Genomic DNA, 19,342 nt, shown 5'->3' with positions numbered 1-19,342 from the left:
TTCAAATAGGATATGAATATATGCTAAGTAATAATAAAATAGAGGAACAAATTCACGAAGTTAATAAGATATATACATTATTAGGAGCAGATTCACGTCCGTATCAAAGTGATAAACCTGGCACTCTCGGCGGATATCGACGAGGTAAATTGTATGGCAGATTAGATTGCCCTACAGCGTTACGAGCAATATCAAAAGGAGGGTATATTAAACATCGTGTGTTTTTTAAAGATGAACAAACAGCGATCTTAGCAGGGTATAGACCGTGTGCTATTTGCTTACCTGAGAAATATGCAGAATGGAAGTCTAGACAAAAGTAAATATAGGACTAGCATACTAGTGAACTAAAAGATTTTTAAAGGAATTAGTGATAATATAACTTTTAAATATTAAATAAATATCTTTATATATTTAAATAAAAGACAGACCAGATAGAATTTATTTTTTCTATCTGGTCTGTTATATTGTTCAATTAAATAAATGTACAAAACAATAAATAATTTTATATTCTTTTCAATTTACGCATGACATTTTTTGTATTTTTATCTACACGATTTGATTCTATTATTTTTTGTAAAGCTTTGTTATACGTAAGTTTATCCAATGAATTATCAACTAAATATTTCATAGTTATTTCAGGAAACTTTACATAACAAATTGAAATCGCCCAAGCAACGCCAATTTTAACATAGAAACCTTCATGGTTTATCTTATCCAGTAGTTTAAGTACTTTTTTTATATAATTTGGTTCGATGTAAAAATCTAATAGCATAACTACTCCAAATCGTACATCGTATTCATTTTTTGAGTTTAAATATGGCATTAAAAAATCCCATACTCGATCTCTATTATCATTTGTAAACTTTAAGCCAGTGCAAAAACTATCACATACTGACCAGTTATCAATTTTTGGTACGAAATCAGAAACATACGATAATATTTCCTCTATATCAGCTTTAACATAACCTATAATCATGCCTTGTAACATTGTTTCTTCAAAATATTTATTTTCAGCGGTCTTTAGAAATGTTCTCCAATCATCTTTTGCAATTTTTTTTGCAATTTTCCGAAGCTCTGGTAAACGAACACCTAAAACATTATCAATATTAGGTATTAGTCTTGCAGCGAATTTTTGATAATCCGTATCTATCAGTTCAAAGATTTGCTTTCTTATTTCATTATTCATTAGCTTCTCCATATCGAAAATTCTTATTTCCTTACTTTGTTTTACACATTTAACTATAGCTGATAATTTATAAAAAAAATCAAATTTAGAATGTAACAGCAAGATATTGTAATAAATCTTTTTTAATAACATGATGGGCAAAGAAATAACTTAAAGAATCATTTATGTTCCTTTTAAGGTTAACAGAAGAAGCAAAGCAAAAAGTTAAAGCACAATCTATATAATAAACCAACATAATAATTCAAAAATGAAAGTTAAATTTTAAGAATGATCTATTCGATATCTTGCTCTTTTATCCGTAGGAACTTATATTAAATTATTAATGAGAGTATACTTTGAATCGAGGTGAGTACATGAAGAATAATATTGAAACAAAATTTGAGAACAACCATAATGTACACCATGATAATTCTTACTTTATGGAAGTTAATAATGGCATGACACATGAACAATGGAATGCAATTATATGTAACGATGCTTTTTATGATAAGAAATTTTACTATGGTGTAAAAACTACAGGAATATTTTGTAGACCTTCTTGTAAATCACGACCACCAAAAAGACAAAATGTAAAAATATTTAATCACCCACAACAAGCATTAGACGAAAATTTCCGTCCATGTAAACGCTGTAAGCCAACTGATGAGAGATTACCTTCGGAAGAATGGGTTGAACAGGTTGCTTCTTATATAGATTCAAATTATAACCAACATCTATCCTTGCAAACATTAGCAGAATTATTTCATGGTAGTCCATTTCACTTGCAAAGAACATTTAAAAAAGTTAAGGGAATTACTCCGGCAGAATATATCCAAGATACTAGAATTTCAAAATCTATGGTGTTTTTATTAAATGAAGATAGACCAATAAAAGAAATAGCAATAGCAGTTGGAATTTCGAATATGTCATATTATGTTACATTGTTTAAACAAAAAACTGGATTTACCCCAACAGAATATCGTCAACTTAAAAATCGTATTAATTAGTTAGCATTAATATGGAGACAAAAAAATTGTAAAGTCTATTCGATGCTGTTAATTCATGAAGATTAATAAATTTGGTTCATTATTTAAAAATCTTTCCGCTCATTTTGAATTCAAGTTTCGTTTAAATAGACTTCTCGATTCTAACAGTAGTTAGTTAGCCCATTCCAATTAAAGTTTGATTTCATAATGTAAAAATATAGTCAACTTTAGTTGGTGGTGTTTTATATTATGACTTTAACCGAGCAGGTACAAACTGAAATAAATAGACTGATAGAGAAAATCAAAAATGATCAGTTTAAGGACGGATCATGGAGATATTGTTTTGAAAGTGGTCCGATGACAGATGCTTATACAATTATGGTACTTAGGACGCTTGAGTTTAACGAGGAGGATTTGATTGATAAACTTGTTAATCGACTTTTGAAAAAGCAACACTCAAATGGAGCTTGGAAGTTATATGATGATGATGATGGGAACCTTTCAGCTACTGTAGAGGCTTATACCGCTCTATTATACTCAGGTTATTTTCAAACTTCTGATTTAAAGTTGAAGATGGCAGAAGAATATATTCTAGAAAATGGTGGATTAGAACAGGTGCATATTTCGACAAAATTTATGCTCGCTTTACATGATTTGTATCCATGGCCCAAATTCTTTCCATTACCTCTATTACTAATGAACAGTCCCAAATTTCTTCCGATAAGTTTCTATAAGTTTAGCTCTTATGTTAGATCACATTTTGCACCTCTGTTAATTGTTGGAAATAAGAGATATACTACTAGAAATCAATGGACCCCCAATTTACAACATTTATTTTTAAATAATGAAAAATATAAAAAAATAGGTAAAAAACATGCTACTTCTATATTAAATTTACCTTTTTTTAAGATGTTTTCCAAAATGGGAATTAAAAGAGCAGAGCAATATATGATTCATAGTATTGAGAAGGATGGGACACTATCCAGTTATGCAAGTGCAACATTTTTTATGGTGTATTCCTTACTTTCTTTAGGGTATAAACCTACATCGCCATTGATTCAAAATGCAGTAAAAGGAATCATTTCCTTTTTATATAAATCGGATGAACAATTTCATATTCAAAACTCGCCTTCTACTATATGGGATACTGCACTTATTAGTTATTCACTGCAGAAAGCTGGTTTGTCAGAAAAGGATAAATCGATTCAATCTGCGTCAAATTATTTACTATCTTTTCAACAAAAAGAAATCGAAAATAATAATGACTCGCTATATTACTCACTTGGAGGATGGAGCTTCTCTGAATATAATACACATAATCCAGATGTTGATGATACTCAAGCGGTACTTAGAGCTATAGCTAATTTATCTCTCCAAAATCCTGAATTTAGAATAGCTTGGAACTCAGGAGTGAAATGGCTGTTAGAAATGCAGAATAATGATGGAGGATGGGCATCCTTTGAAAAGAACAGTAATAAAAGCTTAGCAAGAATTTTTCCTTTACAGAACTTTGTAGATACCGCAATCGATTCCTCCACTGCTGATTTAACCGGACGTACTTTAGAATTTCTAGGAAACTATTTAAAATTGGATATGAATCATCAAAGAATTAAAGATGGTGTTAATTGGTTAATAAAAAATCAAAAGGAGGATGGATCCTGGTATGGTCGATGGGGAATTTCCTATATTTATGGAACATGGGCCGCTGTTACAGGTATGAAGGCGGTTGGTGTACCTTCAGATCATCCTAGTATCCAAAAGGCTATCGGCTGGCTTCTTAGCAAAAAAAATGCAGATGGAGGTTGGGGAGAATCATGTAAAAGTGATATCTTAGGTGAATATATCCCACTTTCGTATTCTACATTAGTTCATAGTTCTTGGGCACTTGATACACTAATCTCAGTTTTTGATTCCGATATAGACGAAATTAATAATGGTATATTAAATATTATAAATTGGATGAGAATTCCAGATAATAGAATAACATATCCAACAGGGGGAGGCTTACCTGGACATTTTTATATTTATTACCACAGCTATCAATACATTTGGCCTTTACTAACTTTAAGTCATTATCAAAATAAATTTAAATAACACTGAAAATTTTTGTCTAATAAGTTAAACATCCATGTCCTTATTTATCGTTCAAACATACAATACCATAGTTCTGAATTTAGGTTGTGTTTGATTAAAAGGAGTGGTATAAATGGGCCAACTTGACCCACATTTAATGAGGGTTTTTCGAGAAAAAGCTTGTCATCCTAAACATTTTCCACGTATATTCAATATTTGTCGTTCATATCGCAGAAAAGATTTAAAACACCCAGAACATGCATATGGGATGATCGACCGATTGTCTGATTGTTGTGGAATTGAATGCTCACCTGAGGAAAGAGATAATGCTGCAGATTGGCTAATGAATTGTGATGTAGATCCACAAAATCATTCCCATCAAAGAGAAATGTGGAATATGATAAAAGGTAGAAGAGATTGCTTTTGGTTTTAATCATCAATAATATTGAATGTTTATAATTTTAGTGATTTAGTTTTTTATAGTATGATTGAAGAATTTATAAAAATTCCCTTTAGACTCCAATCTGAAGGGGATTTTATTTTTATGGACTGGCAATTTTCTACTGGTTCCGATGGCTTGAACTTGGTAAAAACTTAGCATCTGAAAGCCGATTTGAGCAGATTCTTATATCAGCGTGTCAAAAATCCAATTATACAACCTTCAATGCTTTAAGGGGTATCGCTTAAAAAAGACCGTCTGTTTACGGTATATTCTCCCTATTAAGAAAATCAAAATTACTTCTTAATCAATTTCATAATTAAGCTGACTATGACTGAAAGAATTGTATAAACCACAACCCAAATAAAGAAAGTATCATTGAAAACAGTGAAAGTTAAGATGGTGAACACTACGAAAGTTAATAGTGGCATTACAAACCATCTTCTTACCACAAGGAAACCGATGATTGATGCTACAAGAACAATAATAGGACATATAAATAATACCAAAAGAAATTCCATATCTTTTATCCATCCCTTTTTTTAAAATTATACCATTATAAGAAAATATAAAAGATTTTATAAAATTTGTTTATAAAAGTCATGAAAATAGCAAAAATAGCTTTTTTAAAAATACAGATAAAATGTATCAAATAAAACTTCTTAAGGAATATAAGTTTCAAATAATAGCAGATGAACTTCTCAGAATTAATCGGTATGCGTGGGATGAAAAGTACACATATTTATTAGTAGATAGATTTATAGAAGGGCTAAACACTATTAGCGAATACATAGAAAATAACTATAATGAACTATATATTTTTACGGGTAGACTATATACATTAACGAACCTCAGCATATCATTTAGCCAAAAGGTGTAACTTTCTTGTTTTTGGAGTATTAGTTAACGAGCTAAATAAATTATAGAAAATTTGGTATCAATTACGAAGGTAAAAGCACAATTAGATATTAATTTACAGATTTCATACTTTTAGGATTTATAATGACAGGCCAAGTATAATATTACAGATCTGATTAAAGCAAGATATTATGATGTTAACTATCAAGTATTAATACTCTTATGGTTGTAAAGTGAGTTAGAATGTAGAATTAAAGCTCGAATATACCGAAAACTATATTCGAGCTTTATTTTAATATATTCTTAAAACTTTTTAACAAGCCTTTCGAGGAAGCATATAATAGACGTTGGTAATGAAAGGATTATTAAACCAATTGATATTAATTGATATGCTTCTATTGTTGATGAAATATCGAACTGTTCAAATGGATAGAATACAACTATTTTCCATCATTATAAAGTTTAAAAAGCACTTTCTAATGGAAGGGTTGTTTCCGTTTATCCTTATAACAAAAACACAATCTTATTTATTCTTTTCATACCCTACCTTCACAAATGCATTTCTCATCGGTATATTTTCAACATCTGTATCGGCAAATATTCTCCAAACACCAATATCCTGTAAGACTCTCGTTGCCCTTAAAAGCAAATCGTTAATCAATCCTTTACCGCGATATTCAGGTTTGACTCCGATATAATGAATTGTTCCCTCTAGCAATCCATTATTCTCGCATCCCTTAAATGCAACAGGCTGGATCATTCCTACTAGTTCACCTTGATAGTATGCCAGTTCCCACCATTCTTTTTCGTATTGAAAATATTCATCGTCTACATGAAAAACTTTATCTACAAGTTCGCGGTGACTTTCATGTGTTAAGTGTTCTTTATCCTCTCGATCTAGCGAATTTACCACTACTTGACTAATCATTTCTTTAAACGTGCTTTCTAATTCTGGCGTCACTTTTTTATATTGACAGCGATCAGGTACGATAACCTTCTCTTTCGGTTCATTCCAAACATAAGCAATTTTTTCATAGTTTGAAGACAAATTCCAATCCTCCTAATGTAGTTATTCTAGATTCCTAATCTATTTGTTCTCTATTTTTATGTAAAATCCTTTTAATACAAACCAATATATTATATAGATATCTAGCAAAGAACATGTATCTATTTGAATTTATTTTTAATTGAACAAAATGTTAGGGGAAGATTTAAATAATGAGAGTTCTTAGTGATATTTTTGTTGAACCAGGTCGTAAAAATGGTAGAGAATATATGGATTACCTTGTACAAAAATATTCACCTTTTTGTTAAGAAGTTGAAGACAGAGAAAATAACGTTTTATTTTATATCTACACTGATGTACCACAATATCCCGAACTAATCAAGGAGATTAGAGGGATATTGAGAATTAGTGAATCATTAAGGGAAGAAAAGACAAACAAAAATGAAGAACTTTATATACAGAAAGTTAAATATATCCAAGAAAAGCAAAGTAAGGTTGGAATTAATAGTTTAAGATGCGTTTCGCTCATACGAACCGGGGTCCGCAGGTAAGGTTCCGCCCGTGCTGCCTTTGCCGTCATATACGACGTTGAAGGTGGGATTTGGGGACCAATGCGCGTATAGCCTTAGACTCGGATAAGGTGTTGGTGACTATTTCTAGTAACCCTTTTGATGTTCTGCAGATCAATCTTTATGATCAGGGTGCTAACTTAAAAATAGCTTCAGAAATTAATGCAGCGGCTTCTTTTCTAAGCATATTTTGTTTGGCATGGTAATCGACACCAATTTTGGTTTTAGTAACTTCAGGCCCAAATAATTCTAGTGCTACTATTGCCTTAACTCCCTGTTTAAAGGAGTCATTTACTTCTCCTGCTATCTGAGCATTTAACGTATCTATCTCTGGCATTCTAAGTTTTTTGGCTGCTTTCATAAAAATAGTTGCAGCTTCTTGTCGTTGGATTGGCGAATCAATTTTGATAGGGGCGTCTATAATCCCGATGTCCTTTGCTTTTTGTACCTCTTCTGTGATTGATCCATTTTTTCTTTGTTCTGGTTCAATCGTAGGGGAGACTTCTAGTACTAGCATCGTCATGGTTATAAATTCTCCCCAGGTTATAGGTTTACTCGGTTCAAACCGATCTTTCCAAGTTGAAGGCAATAGTTTTGACACTTGAACATTACGGATTTGTTGTGCATAGGCATCATCCTTTTGGACATCAGAGAAATATGGAAGTTTACTTTTTTGAGCATAAGACAAAAGATTTTTCATATACGCAATCGAACCATCTGGATTTTCTTTAAAAGCTAGCATCTGCCCTTCATCGTTGATAAATAGTAATGGATCAATCTGCCTATAAATATTATTGCCGTTAATGAAAGAGATATTATTTTCAACTGTTAGCTCCCCATCACCATGTGGCGTAATATGAGTGATTAAAAAATCCTTGCGCAAATCTATAAAAGTTCCTGCAAAACGCTGCAATTCTTCCTGAGGGGTTTTCAAATATGTTGTGTGTTCCTTGCTAGGATAAAAATGATTCATGAATTGTTTATAAAACTCTTGGCGTATGTCAGAAGGCATGTTTCCTACAATGAAGAAGCCCACTCTTTGTTCAGGTAGCAGTGTTAGTAAGTTGCTGAAACCTTCACCATCGCCTCCTTTAGAAATGACGAGCTGATTATGGTGGTCTTGAGTGAGAAGCGAATTTTCAAAGCCTAGTGTTGTATCTGGATATGCTGGATGAATTTTGGATTGATATTGTTGCATCTTGCGAATAGTTTTTGGTTGAAGAATATGTTTATTTTTGAAAACACCACCATTCAGTTGGGCAATCATAAAATGGACGATATCATCAGGTGTTGCATTGAGCGCTGCCGCTCCATCAATCGTAGGTGTCCAAGTATAGGGAGGGATAACATGGCCGTTTGGGTCATATTCAAGTGAGCGTTTTTTCTGAATTTCAGGAGATAAATAGAGACTGCTATTTTTCATCTCTAAGGGTTGAAATACATGTTTTTCCATATATTGTTCAAATGGCATACCTGATACTTTTTCGACCATGTAACCCAACAAAGTATAACCAAAATTATCATACACGAACACTTGCCCAGGCTTTCGAACTACTGGAGGCATATTTGACTGCAAAAAAGGTCGCATTGGATGGATCTTTGTTAAATCTTCTTCAAAATCAACCTTTTGTGTTTCAATTGAAGCAAATCCAGCTGTATGATCTAGTAAATCTTTCACAGTAATTGGTTCTCTATATGGATTATCAATTTTAATATCCTTTAAGTAGGTTTGAATATTTTTATTTAGGTCAATTTTTCCTTGTTCAACTAACTGCATGATCGCAGTGGCAGTAAACGGCTTTGTAGTAGAGGCCATTAGGAACACCGTTTCATCTGGGTTAACGGCTATTTTTTTATTTAGATCTGCATAACCAAATCCTTTTTTATATAAGATTTTATCCCCTTTGACTACAACTACAGCCCCTCCGGGTACATTCATCTTTTTGATTTTATCCTGCTGAAAAAATTGTTCTACAAATTTACTAACCTCTTTAGTAGATAAAGTTCTTGTTGGTACTTCTACAGACCTTTCTGTAGTTTGGCAACCTGAAAGTAGAAATTGAAATGCAGTAATAAATACTAATATCAATTGTAATACTCTTCTTTGCATTTAATTACAATCCTTTCTTTATGAAATAAAAAACTTCTTCTTATCGTAAATGACTAGCCTCTGGCAATGAACAATTTTACTTTTATTTTTAATTTAATGAGTGCGTCTCCTTGTAAACCACCATCCTGCCGCAATATTCAATATTCTATGCTTCAAGACGGAACAAATATGAATGCGATTATTCAAGAATTATCTCAATCAAAGGGGTTGTTAGAAAGAGTCACCAACATTTCATCCGAGTAATAGTAGGGATTAAGCATATCCTGAATCATATGCATTCCGGGGATGCAGGAAATAATCATAATGGGGGAATCTTATTGGAATTATTTGCTGTTAAAAAAGGGATCCCAATCCAAAATGAAGTATTCGATTGGGAAATTCAACAATTAGATTCGATTGATAAGGAATGTATCTTGCGTCTACATAAATGGGAAGATCGCCAAAGGAGTTTATTGGCAATTGTTTTAAAATTAAACGATACATTGAAAAGGCACTAAAGATACCTAATAACAGAATTCATTAATAGGGACAGATGGGGACGTCCTAATATAGAGGGTTTTCTGGTATGGCAAGGAGATTTTAATATATCTCATTCAGGGGAATTGATTATTCTAGGTGTTGTTGAAGAAAGAAAAATAGGAGTAGATATTGAACATATACAACCAATTGATTTGTCCTTTACGGAAATTTGTTTTATTGAAGAAAAAAAACCCTGAAATATTTTTTGAATTATCGAAATTTTATTAAAATTATACTATACTTTAGATAACGATTCCCATAGTCAGCATGATCATTATTTGGAGTATGAAAATTGTAATTTTATATAACCTTGTATGGTAAAACTGAAGTTTAGTGATTATTTTACTTCTAACGACCTACAATTCAAACGATTTGTATTTATTACTATTGTTTTATTGAATAAGTCTGTCAACGAAGAAGTATATAAAGTATCTATTTATTTTTAAATACTCCTTGTACATTATCCCTAGTTAGAATCGAACGATGAAATGAAAAGCTATTATTTTAACAAACTACTACACTTTAAGGAGGATTAAAAACGTGGTCAACGAAAAAATGCATCCTGATATTGAAAATATCATTACAAATATCGAAAATGTAATGATTGGAAAAAGAAATGTAGTCGAACTAAGTCTGGTTGCCCTTTTAGTAGGGGGGCATGTTTTATTGGAAGATGTGCCGGGTGTTGGGAAAACAATGATGGTAAAATCACTTGCCAAATCTGTTAATGCAAATTTCCGTAGAATTCAATTTACCCCAGACTTGTTGCCTTCAGATGTAACAGGGGTTTCAATTTATAATCCAAAAGAGATGGAGTTTCAGTTCCATCCAGGACCTTTAATGGGGAATATTATCCTTGCTGATGAAATTAACCGAACATCCCCAAAAACACAGTCTGCACTATTAGAAGGTTTGGAGGAAGCAAATATAACAATTGATGGGATAACTTATGAACTACCCAAGCCCTTTTTTGTTATGGCGACTCAAAATCCTATTGAATATGAAGGTACATATCCACTTCCTGAAGCACAGCTAGATCGATTTTTGTTAAAGATTACAATGGGATATCCGACCATGGTTGAAGAATTAGAAATATTAAATAGGTTCCAAAATCTCCCACCAATTGATAAGCTAAAACCTGTCATTGACATTGATGGTTTACTAACCCTTCAAAAGGAAATGAAGAATGTTTTTATCGATGAATCAATTAAGCATTATATTGTGAGTATTGTTAATAGTACGAGAGAGGACCGAAATATTTATTTGGGTGCAAGCCCAAGAGGTTCAATCGCACTTATGAAAGCGGGACAAGCATATGCATTCATGTACGGACGTGATTACGTTTTACCGGATGATATACAATATCTAGCTCCATTTGTATTATCCCACCGAATTATTTTAAATTCAGAATCAAAATTTGAAGGAATAACTACTGAAAAAATTATTAAAAATATTGTTAAAAAGATTTCTGTACCTGTTAAAAGGAATGTGAAATTATAATGAAAATACAATTACGTGTCCTCAAAAAAGCCAGAAAGTACCTATTGTTATATTTTCTATTACCAATACTGTTTTTGAATGCTTTGTTTCAAGGGGGATTTGTAAGTTGGTTTTTATTCTATAGTTTTCTACCTTTTATCTTATACTGTGTTGCATTGTCATTTTATCCATTGGAAAACCTGATAGTGACTAGAGAAATTCCTAAAAACAGTTTCAAAGTCGGTGATCCGATAAAAGTTATTTTAACCTTGAGAAAGTCAAATTTTTTTCCAGTATTTTATTTTTTAATAGAAGAAAATTACTCAAATAGTTTACAAACTACTGATCAACAAAAAGTTACAAAGGAACTGATTTTAACTGGCTTTAAAAAGGAATGTTCCTTTGATTATTTGATTTACAAATTACCACGAGGGGAGTACATTTTTAATTCCTTAACAATAAAGGTTGGTGATCCTCTTGGTATTTTCGAATCGAAAATTAAATTCCCCATTATTAATAGATTCGTAGTATATCCTCAGTATTCGGAGCTTTATTATCGTTCACTTGAGCATCAAAATAATCAAGGCTCAACAGTATCACGTCATCACTTTCAGCGGGATATATCAATGGCTGTTGGTATAAGAGAATATCAGTCTGGAGACCGGTTTTCTTGGATTAATTGGAAAGCTTCCGCGAAACGAAATGAGATGATGACAAAAGAGTTTGAAGAATTACAATCTAATGATCTGTTTGTCATAATGGATTGTGCTCAAAATGAACTTTTCGAATCAATTGTGTCGTTTACAGCATCTTTTCTGCATACTGTACTGAAAAAGGGGATTCAGGTTGGGTTTTTAACAAATAACAAAAAACTAGATTCTTTTCCAATTAGAGGGGGAGAAGGACATTTTCAAAAACTTTATTACCACCTTGCGAAAATAGAAGCAAATAATACTTCATCAATTGAGATGGTTTTAGAAAAAGAACTTCGTTTCATTCAACAAAGTGTATCTTATATCTTAATAACTACCCAGTTATCGAAAAATTTGGTCGAAAAAGCTAGTTTTATTAAAAATAGAAAAGGCTCATTTACAATATTTGTGATTAAGGAAGAGTCTATGGTCGTATCAGAAAGTGAAAAATCACTCATTTCAATCGCCAATGCACACGGGGTGAGAACAATCATTGTACGTGAAGGGAATTTTAATGCAGCCTTTACAGGGGGAGATATACGATGATAAAAAGTAATTTCACCTTATTTTTGTTGTATTCATATGGCTGTTTATTGTTATTGGAATGGATATGGCCCATTGATCATTTTCCCAATACTGATCATATGAAAGTCTTCATGCTATACATGTTAATAGTTTTTACACTATCTTTTTTTAAAGTAAAAAGAATCTTTCAATGGATTATAAACATATTCTTAGTTTTAATCTTAGTTAATCGATTCCATTACGATTTAGGTTTCTTTGATTATAGATGGATATTAACTTTCATTAATCATGTATTTGAGAACATTATTTGGCTTACAACTGGCCATTTTAATGAATTGACTTACGAATTCAAGACATTATTATTCTTACTTTCACTTTCTATAATCGTCTATTTCATCAATTTCTTTTTAAACCGCAATTGGATATTTTTCTTATTCCTTTTGACAGTTTTATACATTTCTCTTTTATATTCGCTTTCCGACTACGTTGGCAAACCTGTCATTGTTCGAACAGTAATACTTGGTTTTACAACCATGGGTTTATTAACTTTTGAAAATCTAATGAATAAAGGAAGAGTTAATTATTATTCAGAATATGTAAAAAAATGGATGGTTCCACTCGTTAGTATGATTACTCTTTTTGTCCTAATTGGTTCTTTGGCCCCTAAGCCTTCACCAATTTGGATTTCCTCAAAATGGTCTTTCCAAGTATTAAACCAGGATGACAATGTTGGTTCCGGTGGAGGAACAAAAACGGTGGGGTACGACACCGATGATTCAAGACTAGGTGGACCTATAAAAGATAATGATGACCCGATTTTTAAATATGAATCAAATCAAAGTATCTATTGGAAAATGGAGACTAAAGACACCTATACAGGTCGAGGTTGGGTTGATTCTGCATCGACGCAGCGTCCTATGAAAAAAGAAGATTTTGTAATGTTAAATACTTATCCAGATGCGATTGAGACCAAAATCGAAACAGCAAGGATCACAATTAATGATAACTATCAGTATAACTATATTATGTATCCTGAAGGAATTAAAAAAGTAGTAAAAATTCTACCTTATAAACCCGGTCGAAATGTTTTCAAACTTGATACAACCATTGACAGAATAAGCTATTTCAATAATAGCATTCCAGAAATTCCAGCCAGTTTTGAAGTAGAATATGAAATACCTAGATATAAAGCAAAAGATTTAATCAAAACAGTAAAACTTGATTCAAATTTGATTAATGCTGTCTTTTACCAAAATTATACTCAATTACCAGCAAATTTACCTAAGAGAATAGGTGAGTTGGCGCAGCAAATAACAACAGGAAAAACAAATTGGTATGACAAAGCGAAAGCAATAGAGACTTACTTTGATAGGGATGAATACAGATATACTAAAAAGAATGTTGCTTTTCCAGGTAAGAATGTTGATTATGTTGACCAATTTTTATTTGACACGAAAGCTGGTTATTGTAATAATTTTTCAACATCGATGGCAGTAATGCTTAGAACGATAGGGATACCAACACGTTGGGTTAAAGGATTCTCTGGCGGTAATTTTGTTAACAACAGTAAAGAAGACTCATCAAAACAAATTTACGAAGTGAATGTTAACAATGCTCACTCATGGGTTGAGGTATTTTTACCAAATCAAGGATGGGTGGCATTTGAACCTACTAAAGGCTTTTCGAATTCGAATGAACAAAATTTCACTAACAATAACGAAAATTCCTCTACTACCCAACAGCAAGATTTACCTACAACTGTACTTAAAAATAAACCGATGCATGAACTAGAAGTAACAGGTGAAGAATCAAAGAACCCTAAAAAAACAAATAACTCTTCTAGTCTCTGGTCAGAGATTAAACAATCAATTATGAATGGTTGGAAAGAGATTTTTCTTTCTATAGGGCTGATCCTTGCTATTATAGGTATCATTTATCTAAATCGTAGAAAATGGCTCCCTTACTATTTCATGTTAATTTACCGTTTTAATAAAAAAGACAATAGACTAGAATTAGCTTACCTTACTTTATTACGTCAATTAGCTCGTTATGGATTAAAGCGTAACGAAAACGAAACACTTAGAAATTATGCAAAATATATTGATTCTCTTTTTACTTCAAGCGAAATGACCGAATTAACTATATATTATGAGCAATACTTGTATCAACAAGTTAGCCAAGAAGATAATTGGGAGAGATGCCTAAAATTATGGAAGAATTTAATGAAGAGGACTATCTAAAATTTAAGAATTAAAATGAGATAATTTAATATGTTGAATTAATAAAAACCGCAGTTAATTAACTTTTTACAGCGGTTTTTTATATTTTTAAAGAGAGTTACTAGTAGTATTTGGAAAATGTATTCAACTTATTGAAAATACCATTGATAATGATAAATTCCCAAATTTTAATGATAAAAACTGTAGGTTATGTAATATGTTTGGTTCAAAAAAAAGAGGAATTTAGGAGCGAAATAAAACTTTAAAACATTATGTACCACATTTGGTTCTTATATGTATACAAGTTGGGTTCAACGTTAAGGAAGTGAGTACCTTTAGTTATTATTTCGCCTGGTTTTTTCTAGTTTACATAATATATATTCAGTTCGTAGAAAATTTGAATTATAAAGACAATAGGATAATTATTAGTACAGAATTGATAATTATAAAGTGCATCCTTGATAATTATGTTCATATAAAATATGAACGATAAAACTTTACAAGTGTTACCTATTCAAACAATCTCAACTGTATCTAAATAATTGATCAATTAGTTCATTGTTAAACAAAATGTATTTACAAATAATATGTCTCAATCTCAACTTTCTTTTCTTTCATTAAATGATGGATATTTACCTTTTTTGTGTTGTAATAATTTTTTATAATTTTAAAATAATCTCAATAACTTCTTTGTTAAAAGATTCGAATCAAAAAGAAAGAATTGGGGAATATTACTGATATTATCATTAATTATTTCAACTACTTATTTTGTATCACCAAGCGGTGCAACAACTGATGTAAAAAAACTACAACAAGAAATTACTAGACTTACAAAAGTAATTAATTCAAACAAAATAGAAATTAGTAAGCTAAAAGCTGAAAACAAGAAATTAAAATCAAGTACTTACACAGTTCCAACTACGAAAGTACAACATAAATCAAGTGTATTAAACACTAGATACTTTGAAAATAACGTTTCAGTCCCATCTATTGTTGAAATCAAAGGTATAAAATATTCACCAGTAAAAATGGTAACTGAAACTTTAGGATATCCTACAGTTTTCAATAAAACGAAAAATATATTATATATGGGATATAATCCATATGGTAGTTATTTAAAAGATGTTGTTGGTGAACCTTATTTCACTTCATATGGTACGGAATATCGGAGCGTTAATTATGATAACTACAGGGATTTCTACTATGCTGGTGGTACATTTTATTCAAAAGGATATGCACTTAAAATTCATAGTGGCAAGCAAGAAACTGCTTTTAATTTGAAGAAAAAGTATACCGAATTTAAAGGTTCAATTGGATATTCTAGCAAATACCATGAATATAACATCCCTACTAATTTAAAAATTTACGGTGACGGTGGGTTATTATTCAATATTGACATGAAACCCGGAGATTTACCATATCCTCTAACTCTTGATGTTGACGGTATAAACAAATTAAGCTTCGTTTTCAATGGAGAATATGGTGAGATAAATGATTCTAACTTTAACGAAGTTATTATCTGCGATCCTATAGTTAAATAAGGTAAATTTATATAGACAAAGGACAGACCAAATAATAAAAAACTGGTCTGACTTTTTTATTATTAAATCAAGGATTGCGTTAAATCAGAAATAAAAATAGGACATAAATTAGTAACTCAAACTTCGCACCTTGATAATTAGGATAAATCTTGATTCTATTTAGATATTGTATATTTCAATAGAATCCATGACATTATGCTTAATATATACAAAAAACACCTCATTCTTTGGTATAGTGGATTTTTCGAGAATACACTACCAAACAGAAGAGGTGCTTCCTATATGATAGAGCAAAATGTGTAAAAACTAAAAAATGGGACTACCTTTTCGAGTCAGAAAAGACATTGATAACCGCAAATTCTAACAGCCTCACTATAGATGGGACCTTATTGAACTAACGCATATGTGTGCGGCCGAGCCTAGGTCGTATCATATAGCGGGTGGGATTCCCGTCGAGTAAGAATTAGCCATTCGCTCGTAGCGAGTCTTGGAGGGCTAAAGGTAACTTTAGTCTTTAAGCGTAGACAGTTAGGTAATGGGCCGAAAGCCAATTGGTTGAGGGGAATTGAGCTCCGAAATGTTAGTAAAGCGAGAGGGCTGATGCTTTACGCATAGCAGAAAGCAACATTTTACTCTTCGTTAAGGCAAGAAGGCTAAAGCCTCTCCGGAGTCAGAGACCTTGGCACGTTACACATTGATATGATACGGCAACTTGGGAGGCCCTACCGGTCTTTTCTTATTTAATAGAAGAGTATGGTGTACAAGTGATAACAAGCAAGGAGACCAAATGCCGATGTAGGGAGTCGGATAGCAGCGTAGTACCTATGAAGTTGGGTAATGCCGATGGAGGAAAGGCTGCTACCAGTTTATCACTCTTAATAGGGACACATTTACTACACACAGAGGTAGAATAAATGGAAACAAAACTATTAAGGATAGTAGAATTAGCAATATATGAAATTGCTACATTCTATAAATGATTACTGGAGGAGCCGTGTGCATTAATAGTGCAAGCACGGTTCTGAGAGGGGGTGGGGTGCAATTTACCGCAAGGTAAAAAGACTCCATTCTACTCGACTAGTTGAACAAAGATGGGCTACTTTAATGTAGTCCATTTTTTGTTAATAGTAAAAGTTAGTGTAATACCAAGTTTCTTTTTTTATTTGATTTTATGTAAATATACATTTTCCCTCATGATAACGGGTTTGGAATCGTTAAAAGCTGTGAATAACTGAATTTAACAAACGAACCAATCTATTTAGAAATCACAAATGTTACGTATCATTCATAGGAATAAGATTCGAATTCGTGAATAGCTTTTTATGAGGAGGTAAGGATAATGAACAAGAAGGAACTTCCAACGATTAAGAAAATAATCGAGAAAAATAGGGAAGAGCGGGAGAAGAAGTTGAAATTATCCAAACAGAAAACAAATGAGTTTTTAAAAAAAATCAAAGAATATTAAAATAGGAGCCATTTTGAAGTGAACCCAAAAAGTTAGACAAAAAGATTTATGCAACTAAAGAGGATTGGACTCTGTATTGAACAGGGGACAATCCTTTTAGTTTTATCTTAATACGCTCATGATTGTAATAGTGAATATATTCATGTAATTTCTCTATAAACTGGTCCATACTACTAAATTCCTCATTATATAGTAATTCAGACTTTAATAAGCCAAAGAAGTTTTCGATGACTGCGTTATCTAAACAATTCTCTTTACGAGACATACTTTGTTTAAAGTTATTTTGTTTTAGTATCTCGCGATACTGTCTCATTTGGTAGTGCCACCCTTGATCCGAATGAAGAATTGGCTTCTCTCCATTATTTAAGTAGCTCAATCCCTGTTTTAACATATTGAAAACTAAATGAAAAACAGGACGCTTATTAATGCTATAAGCTATAATTTCTCCATTATAAAGGTCTAATATCGGAGATAGATATAGCTTTTCCCCGTACATTTTGAATTCTGTAATATCAGTTACCCACTTTTCATTCGGTTTGGAAGCAATAAAATTTCTTTCAAAGTTCAATTGAATTGTGGAGAAAAAAATTTGAAGAACATGGTATAATAGAGAATGTTCTACCTAAAAACGGTTGAACGATTGCATATTCGTTTGCTCTAAACACTCTATATGCATCAATATGAAACAAATCTTCATTTTTCCAATTAGTCATTTGAAAAAAGGTATAAATAACTGTTACAACGTACCAAATCATCAATCCATATAAAAGGAATTGCCAAATTGTATGATGATGATAAAAATCATATCCCCATTTAAACCACGACTCTGAAATAGGAATAAATTTGGTAATTGTAGCAACAAGTCCTGTTATACCCGCTCCAACTTGTAATTTGGATACTTTCATGCCATATTGTCCGATTGTTATCAGTGATAACAACTGCTTAAATGGATAAAACAAGAATAAGGGTATCCACATACGTTCAAATCCGTTTTTAGTTTTTACCGTTTTGTAATTAGTATTTGCTGCTGAAAGAAGTGGGTCCAATCCCTTTTGAAGCTCTACTACACTTTCGTCAAAATTACTCTCCATTTTTTCCTCCTTATAGTTATTTTTTTTTGCAGGTATTCATTAACTTTCAGGAAACCTTTTCCAAACCTAATTTAAGTATAACATGAACCAATTATTAATTTTACAAATATTCAACCATTTTGGGGCGAGGCTAAATAGGAAGATAGTTATTTTTTATCGATTTTTTAAAAAAGCACTAAAGATTATTTATAAATCTTTTTCTATAAATAATTTCAATTGGTTGAGGACATTTTTCTTATAATTTTTATAAAATAATTTCTTTATATTTCCCAGTCACACCTGGATATATTTTTCCTACATACTCCTACTTTTTTTATGACAATATTTAGATAAAAATCGATATAATTATTTATTTTATTTAAGTTCTTGTACAACTACTATGGAAGAACGATAAATACTTCCATTCACTGTTGCGAATCATTGGATTTATGGATGGCTAACGCATGAGTTAATTGAATAAAATGATCGACGATTCGTCGGTCATTTTTTATGTGCGCCCAGCATGTGCATAATCTATAGGGTGCAAGTCCCGAGCCATGAAGGCAGTAGTAGTGGTTAGCTTAAGACAAGGGTGTCTGTGGTGACGCAGAATCTGAAGGAAGTCG

15 protein-coding genes and 2 pseudogenes are annotated in these 19,342 nt (G+C 31.9%); 11 read left to right on the top strand and 6 right to left on the bottom strand.

The genetic code is table 11. The features are described 5' to 3' along the window. Window positions 1–20 precede the first annotated feature (20 nt). Entirely contained in the window at window positions 21–320 is a 300-nt protein-coding gene (locus tag J5Y03_RS15850) for an Ada metal-binding domain-containing protein (RefSeq protein ID WP_209406977.1), read from the top strand. A 182-nt stretch (window positions 321–502) separates the two neighbouring features. Here the strand turns inward: J5Y03_RS15850 and J5Y03_RS15845 are convergent, their stop codons facing one another. Then, window positions 503–1,186, bottom strand: a complete 684-nt coding sequence (locus J5Y03_RS15845) for a DNA alkylation repair protein (RefSeq protein WP_209406976.1) — start codon at window positions 1,184–1,186, stop codon at window positions 503–505. 419 nt (window positions 1,187–1,605) lie between these two features. Here J5Y03_RS15845 and J5Y03_RS15840 point away from each other — a divergent pair, with 419 nt between their 5' ends. From J5Y03_RS15840 to J5Y03_RS15825, 4 genes and pseudogenes are all read left to right on the top strand, one after another. Next, window positions 1,606–2,172, top strand: a complete 567-nt coding sequence (locus tag J5Y03_RS15840) for a bifunctional transcriptional activator/DNA repair enzyme AdaA (RefSeq protein WP_245208928.1) — start codon at window positions 1,606–1,608, stop codon at window positions 2,170–2,172. Between the two features lie 228 nt (window positions 2,173–2,400). Beyond that, window positions 2,401–4,245 carry a terpene cyclase/mutase family protein gene (locus tag J5Y03_RS15835; protein WP_209406974.1) on the top strand — a complete coding sequence of 615 codons (1,845 nt, stop codon included), beginning with the start codon at window positions 2,401–2,403 and terminating at the stop codon, window positions 4,243–4,245. Window positions 4,246–4,357: 112 nt separating this feature from the next. Beyond that, on the top strand, window positions 4,358–4,657 hold the full coding sequence (locus J5Y03_RS15830; protein WP_209406973.1) for a hypothetical protein: 300 nt from the start codon (window positions 4,358–4,360) through the stop codon (window positions 4,655–4,657). Window positions 4,658–4,785: 128 nt separating this feature from the next. Further along, window positions 4,786–4,911 (top strand): annotated as a pseudogene (locus J5Y03_RS15825) (IS1595 family transposase); the annotation flags it as partial. 48 nt (window positions 4,912–4,959) lie between these two features. On the opposite strand, the gene J5Y03_RS15820 reads toward J5Y03_RS15825, so the two are convergent. The 3 genes from J5Y03_RS15820 to J5Y03_RS15810 form a co-directional block, all read right to left on the bottom strand. Next, window positions 4,960–5,184 (bottom strand): DUF2651 family protein, encoded by a 225-nt coding sequence (locus J5Y03_RS15820; RefSeq protein WP_209406972.1) that lies wholly within the window; start codon window positions 5,182–5,184, stop codon window positions 4,960–4,962. An 860-nt stretch (window positions 5,185–6,044) separates the two neighbouring features. Further along, window positions 6,045–6,569 carry a GNAT family N-acetyltransferase gene (locus J5Y03_RS15815; RefSeq protein WP_209406971.1) on the bottom strand — a complete coding sequence of 175 codons (525 nt, stop codon included), beginning with the start codon at window positions 6,567–6,569 and terminating at the stop codon, window positions 6,045–6,047. A 654-nt stretch (window positions 6,570–7,223) separates the two neighbouring features. Continuing rightward, complete coding sequence (locus J5Y03_RS15810; protein ID WP_209406970.1) at window positions 7,224–9,206, bottom strand: serine hydrolase domain-containing protein; 1,983 nt, start codon at window positions 9,204–9,206, stop codon at window positions 7,224–7,226. Between the two features lie 317 nt (window positions 9,207–9,523). Here J5Y03_RS15810 and J5Y03_RS15805 point away from each other — a divergent pair, with 317 nt between their 5' ends. The 6 genes from J5Y03_RS15805 to J5Y03_RS20030 all read left to right on the top strand — a co-directional run bounded on the left by J5Y03_RS15805 (window position 9,524) and on the right by J5Y03_RS20030 (window position 17,646). Next, window positions 9,524–9,703: a hypothetical protein gene (locus tag J5Y03_RS15805; RefSeq protein ID WP_209406969.1), complete on the top strand. Its 180-nt coding sequence runs from the start codon at window positions 9,524–9,526 to the stop codon at window positions 9,701–9,703. Between the two features lie 562 nt (window positions 9,704–10,265). Further along, window positions 10,266–11,225, top strand: a complete 960-nt coding sequence (locus tag J5Y03_RS15800; protein ID WP_322099595.1) for an AAA family ATPase — start codon at window positions 10,266–10,268, stop codon at window positions 11,223–11,225. Between the two features lie 185 nt (window positions 11,226–11,410). Continuing rightward, window positions 11,411–12,442, top strand: coding sequence for a DUF58 domain-containing protein (locus tag J5Y03_RS15795; RefSeq protein WP_322099594.1), 1,032 nt, complete (start codon window positions 11,411–11,413; stop codon window positions 12,440–12,442). Next, window positions 12,439–14,661, top strand: coding sequence for a transglutaminase TgpA family protein (locus tag J5Y03_RS15790; RefSeq protein ID WP_209406967.1), 2,223 nt, complete (start codon window positions 12,439–12,441; stop codon window positions 14,659–14,661). The genes J5Y03_RS15795 and J5Y03_RS15790 overlap by 4 nt, the downstream gene beginning before the upstream one ends. Before the next feature lie 1,007 nt (window positions 14,662–15,668). After that, window positions 15,669–16,181 (top strand): NPCBM/NEW2 domain-containing protein, encoded by a 513-nt coding sequence (locus tag J5Y03_RS15785; protein WP_209406966.1) that lies wholly within the window; start codon window positions 15,669–15,671, stop codon window positions 16,179–16,181. Window positions 16,182–17,520: 1,339 nt separating this feature from the next. Next, window positions 17,521–17,646 (top strand): hypothetical protein, encoded by a 126-nt coding sequence (locus J5Y03_RS20030; RefSeq protein ID WP_280850430.1) that lies wholly within the window; start codon window positions 17,521–17,523, stop codon window positions 17,644–17,646. A gap of 46 nt (window positions 17,647–17,692) precedes the next feature. Here J5Y03_RS20030 and J5Y03_RS15780 read toward each other — a convergent pair. Both J5Y03_RS15780 and J5Y03_RS15775 read right to left on the bottom strand, forming a co-directional pair. Further along, window positions 17,693–18,205: pseudogene (locus tag J5Y03_RS15780) on the bottom strand (IS3 family transposase); the annotation flags it as partial. After that, complete coding sequence (locus J5Y03_RS15775) at window positions 18,204–18,737, bottom strand: hypothetical protein (protein ID WP_209406965.1); 534 nt, start codon at window positions 18,735–18,737, stop codon at window positions 18,204–18,206. The gene J5Y03_RS15775 and the pseudogene J5Y03_RS15780, both read right to left, overlap by 2 nt. Window positions 18,738–19,342 lie beyond the last annotated feature (605 nt).

The sequence above is a fragment of the Gottfriedia endophytica genome, from assembly GCF_017814275.1.
Lineage (GTDB): Bacteria > Bacillota > Bacilli > Bacillales > Bacillaceae_G > Gottfriedia > Gottfriedia endophytica.
The sequence above is the reverse complement of the archived record's forward strand: the minus strand, read 5'-3'. Positions and strand labels throughout refer to the sequence as shown.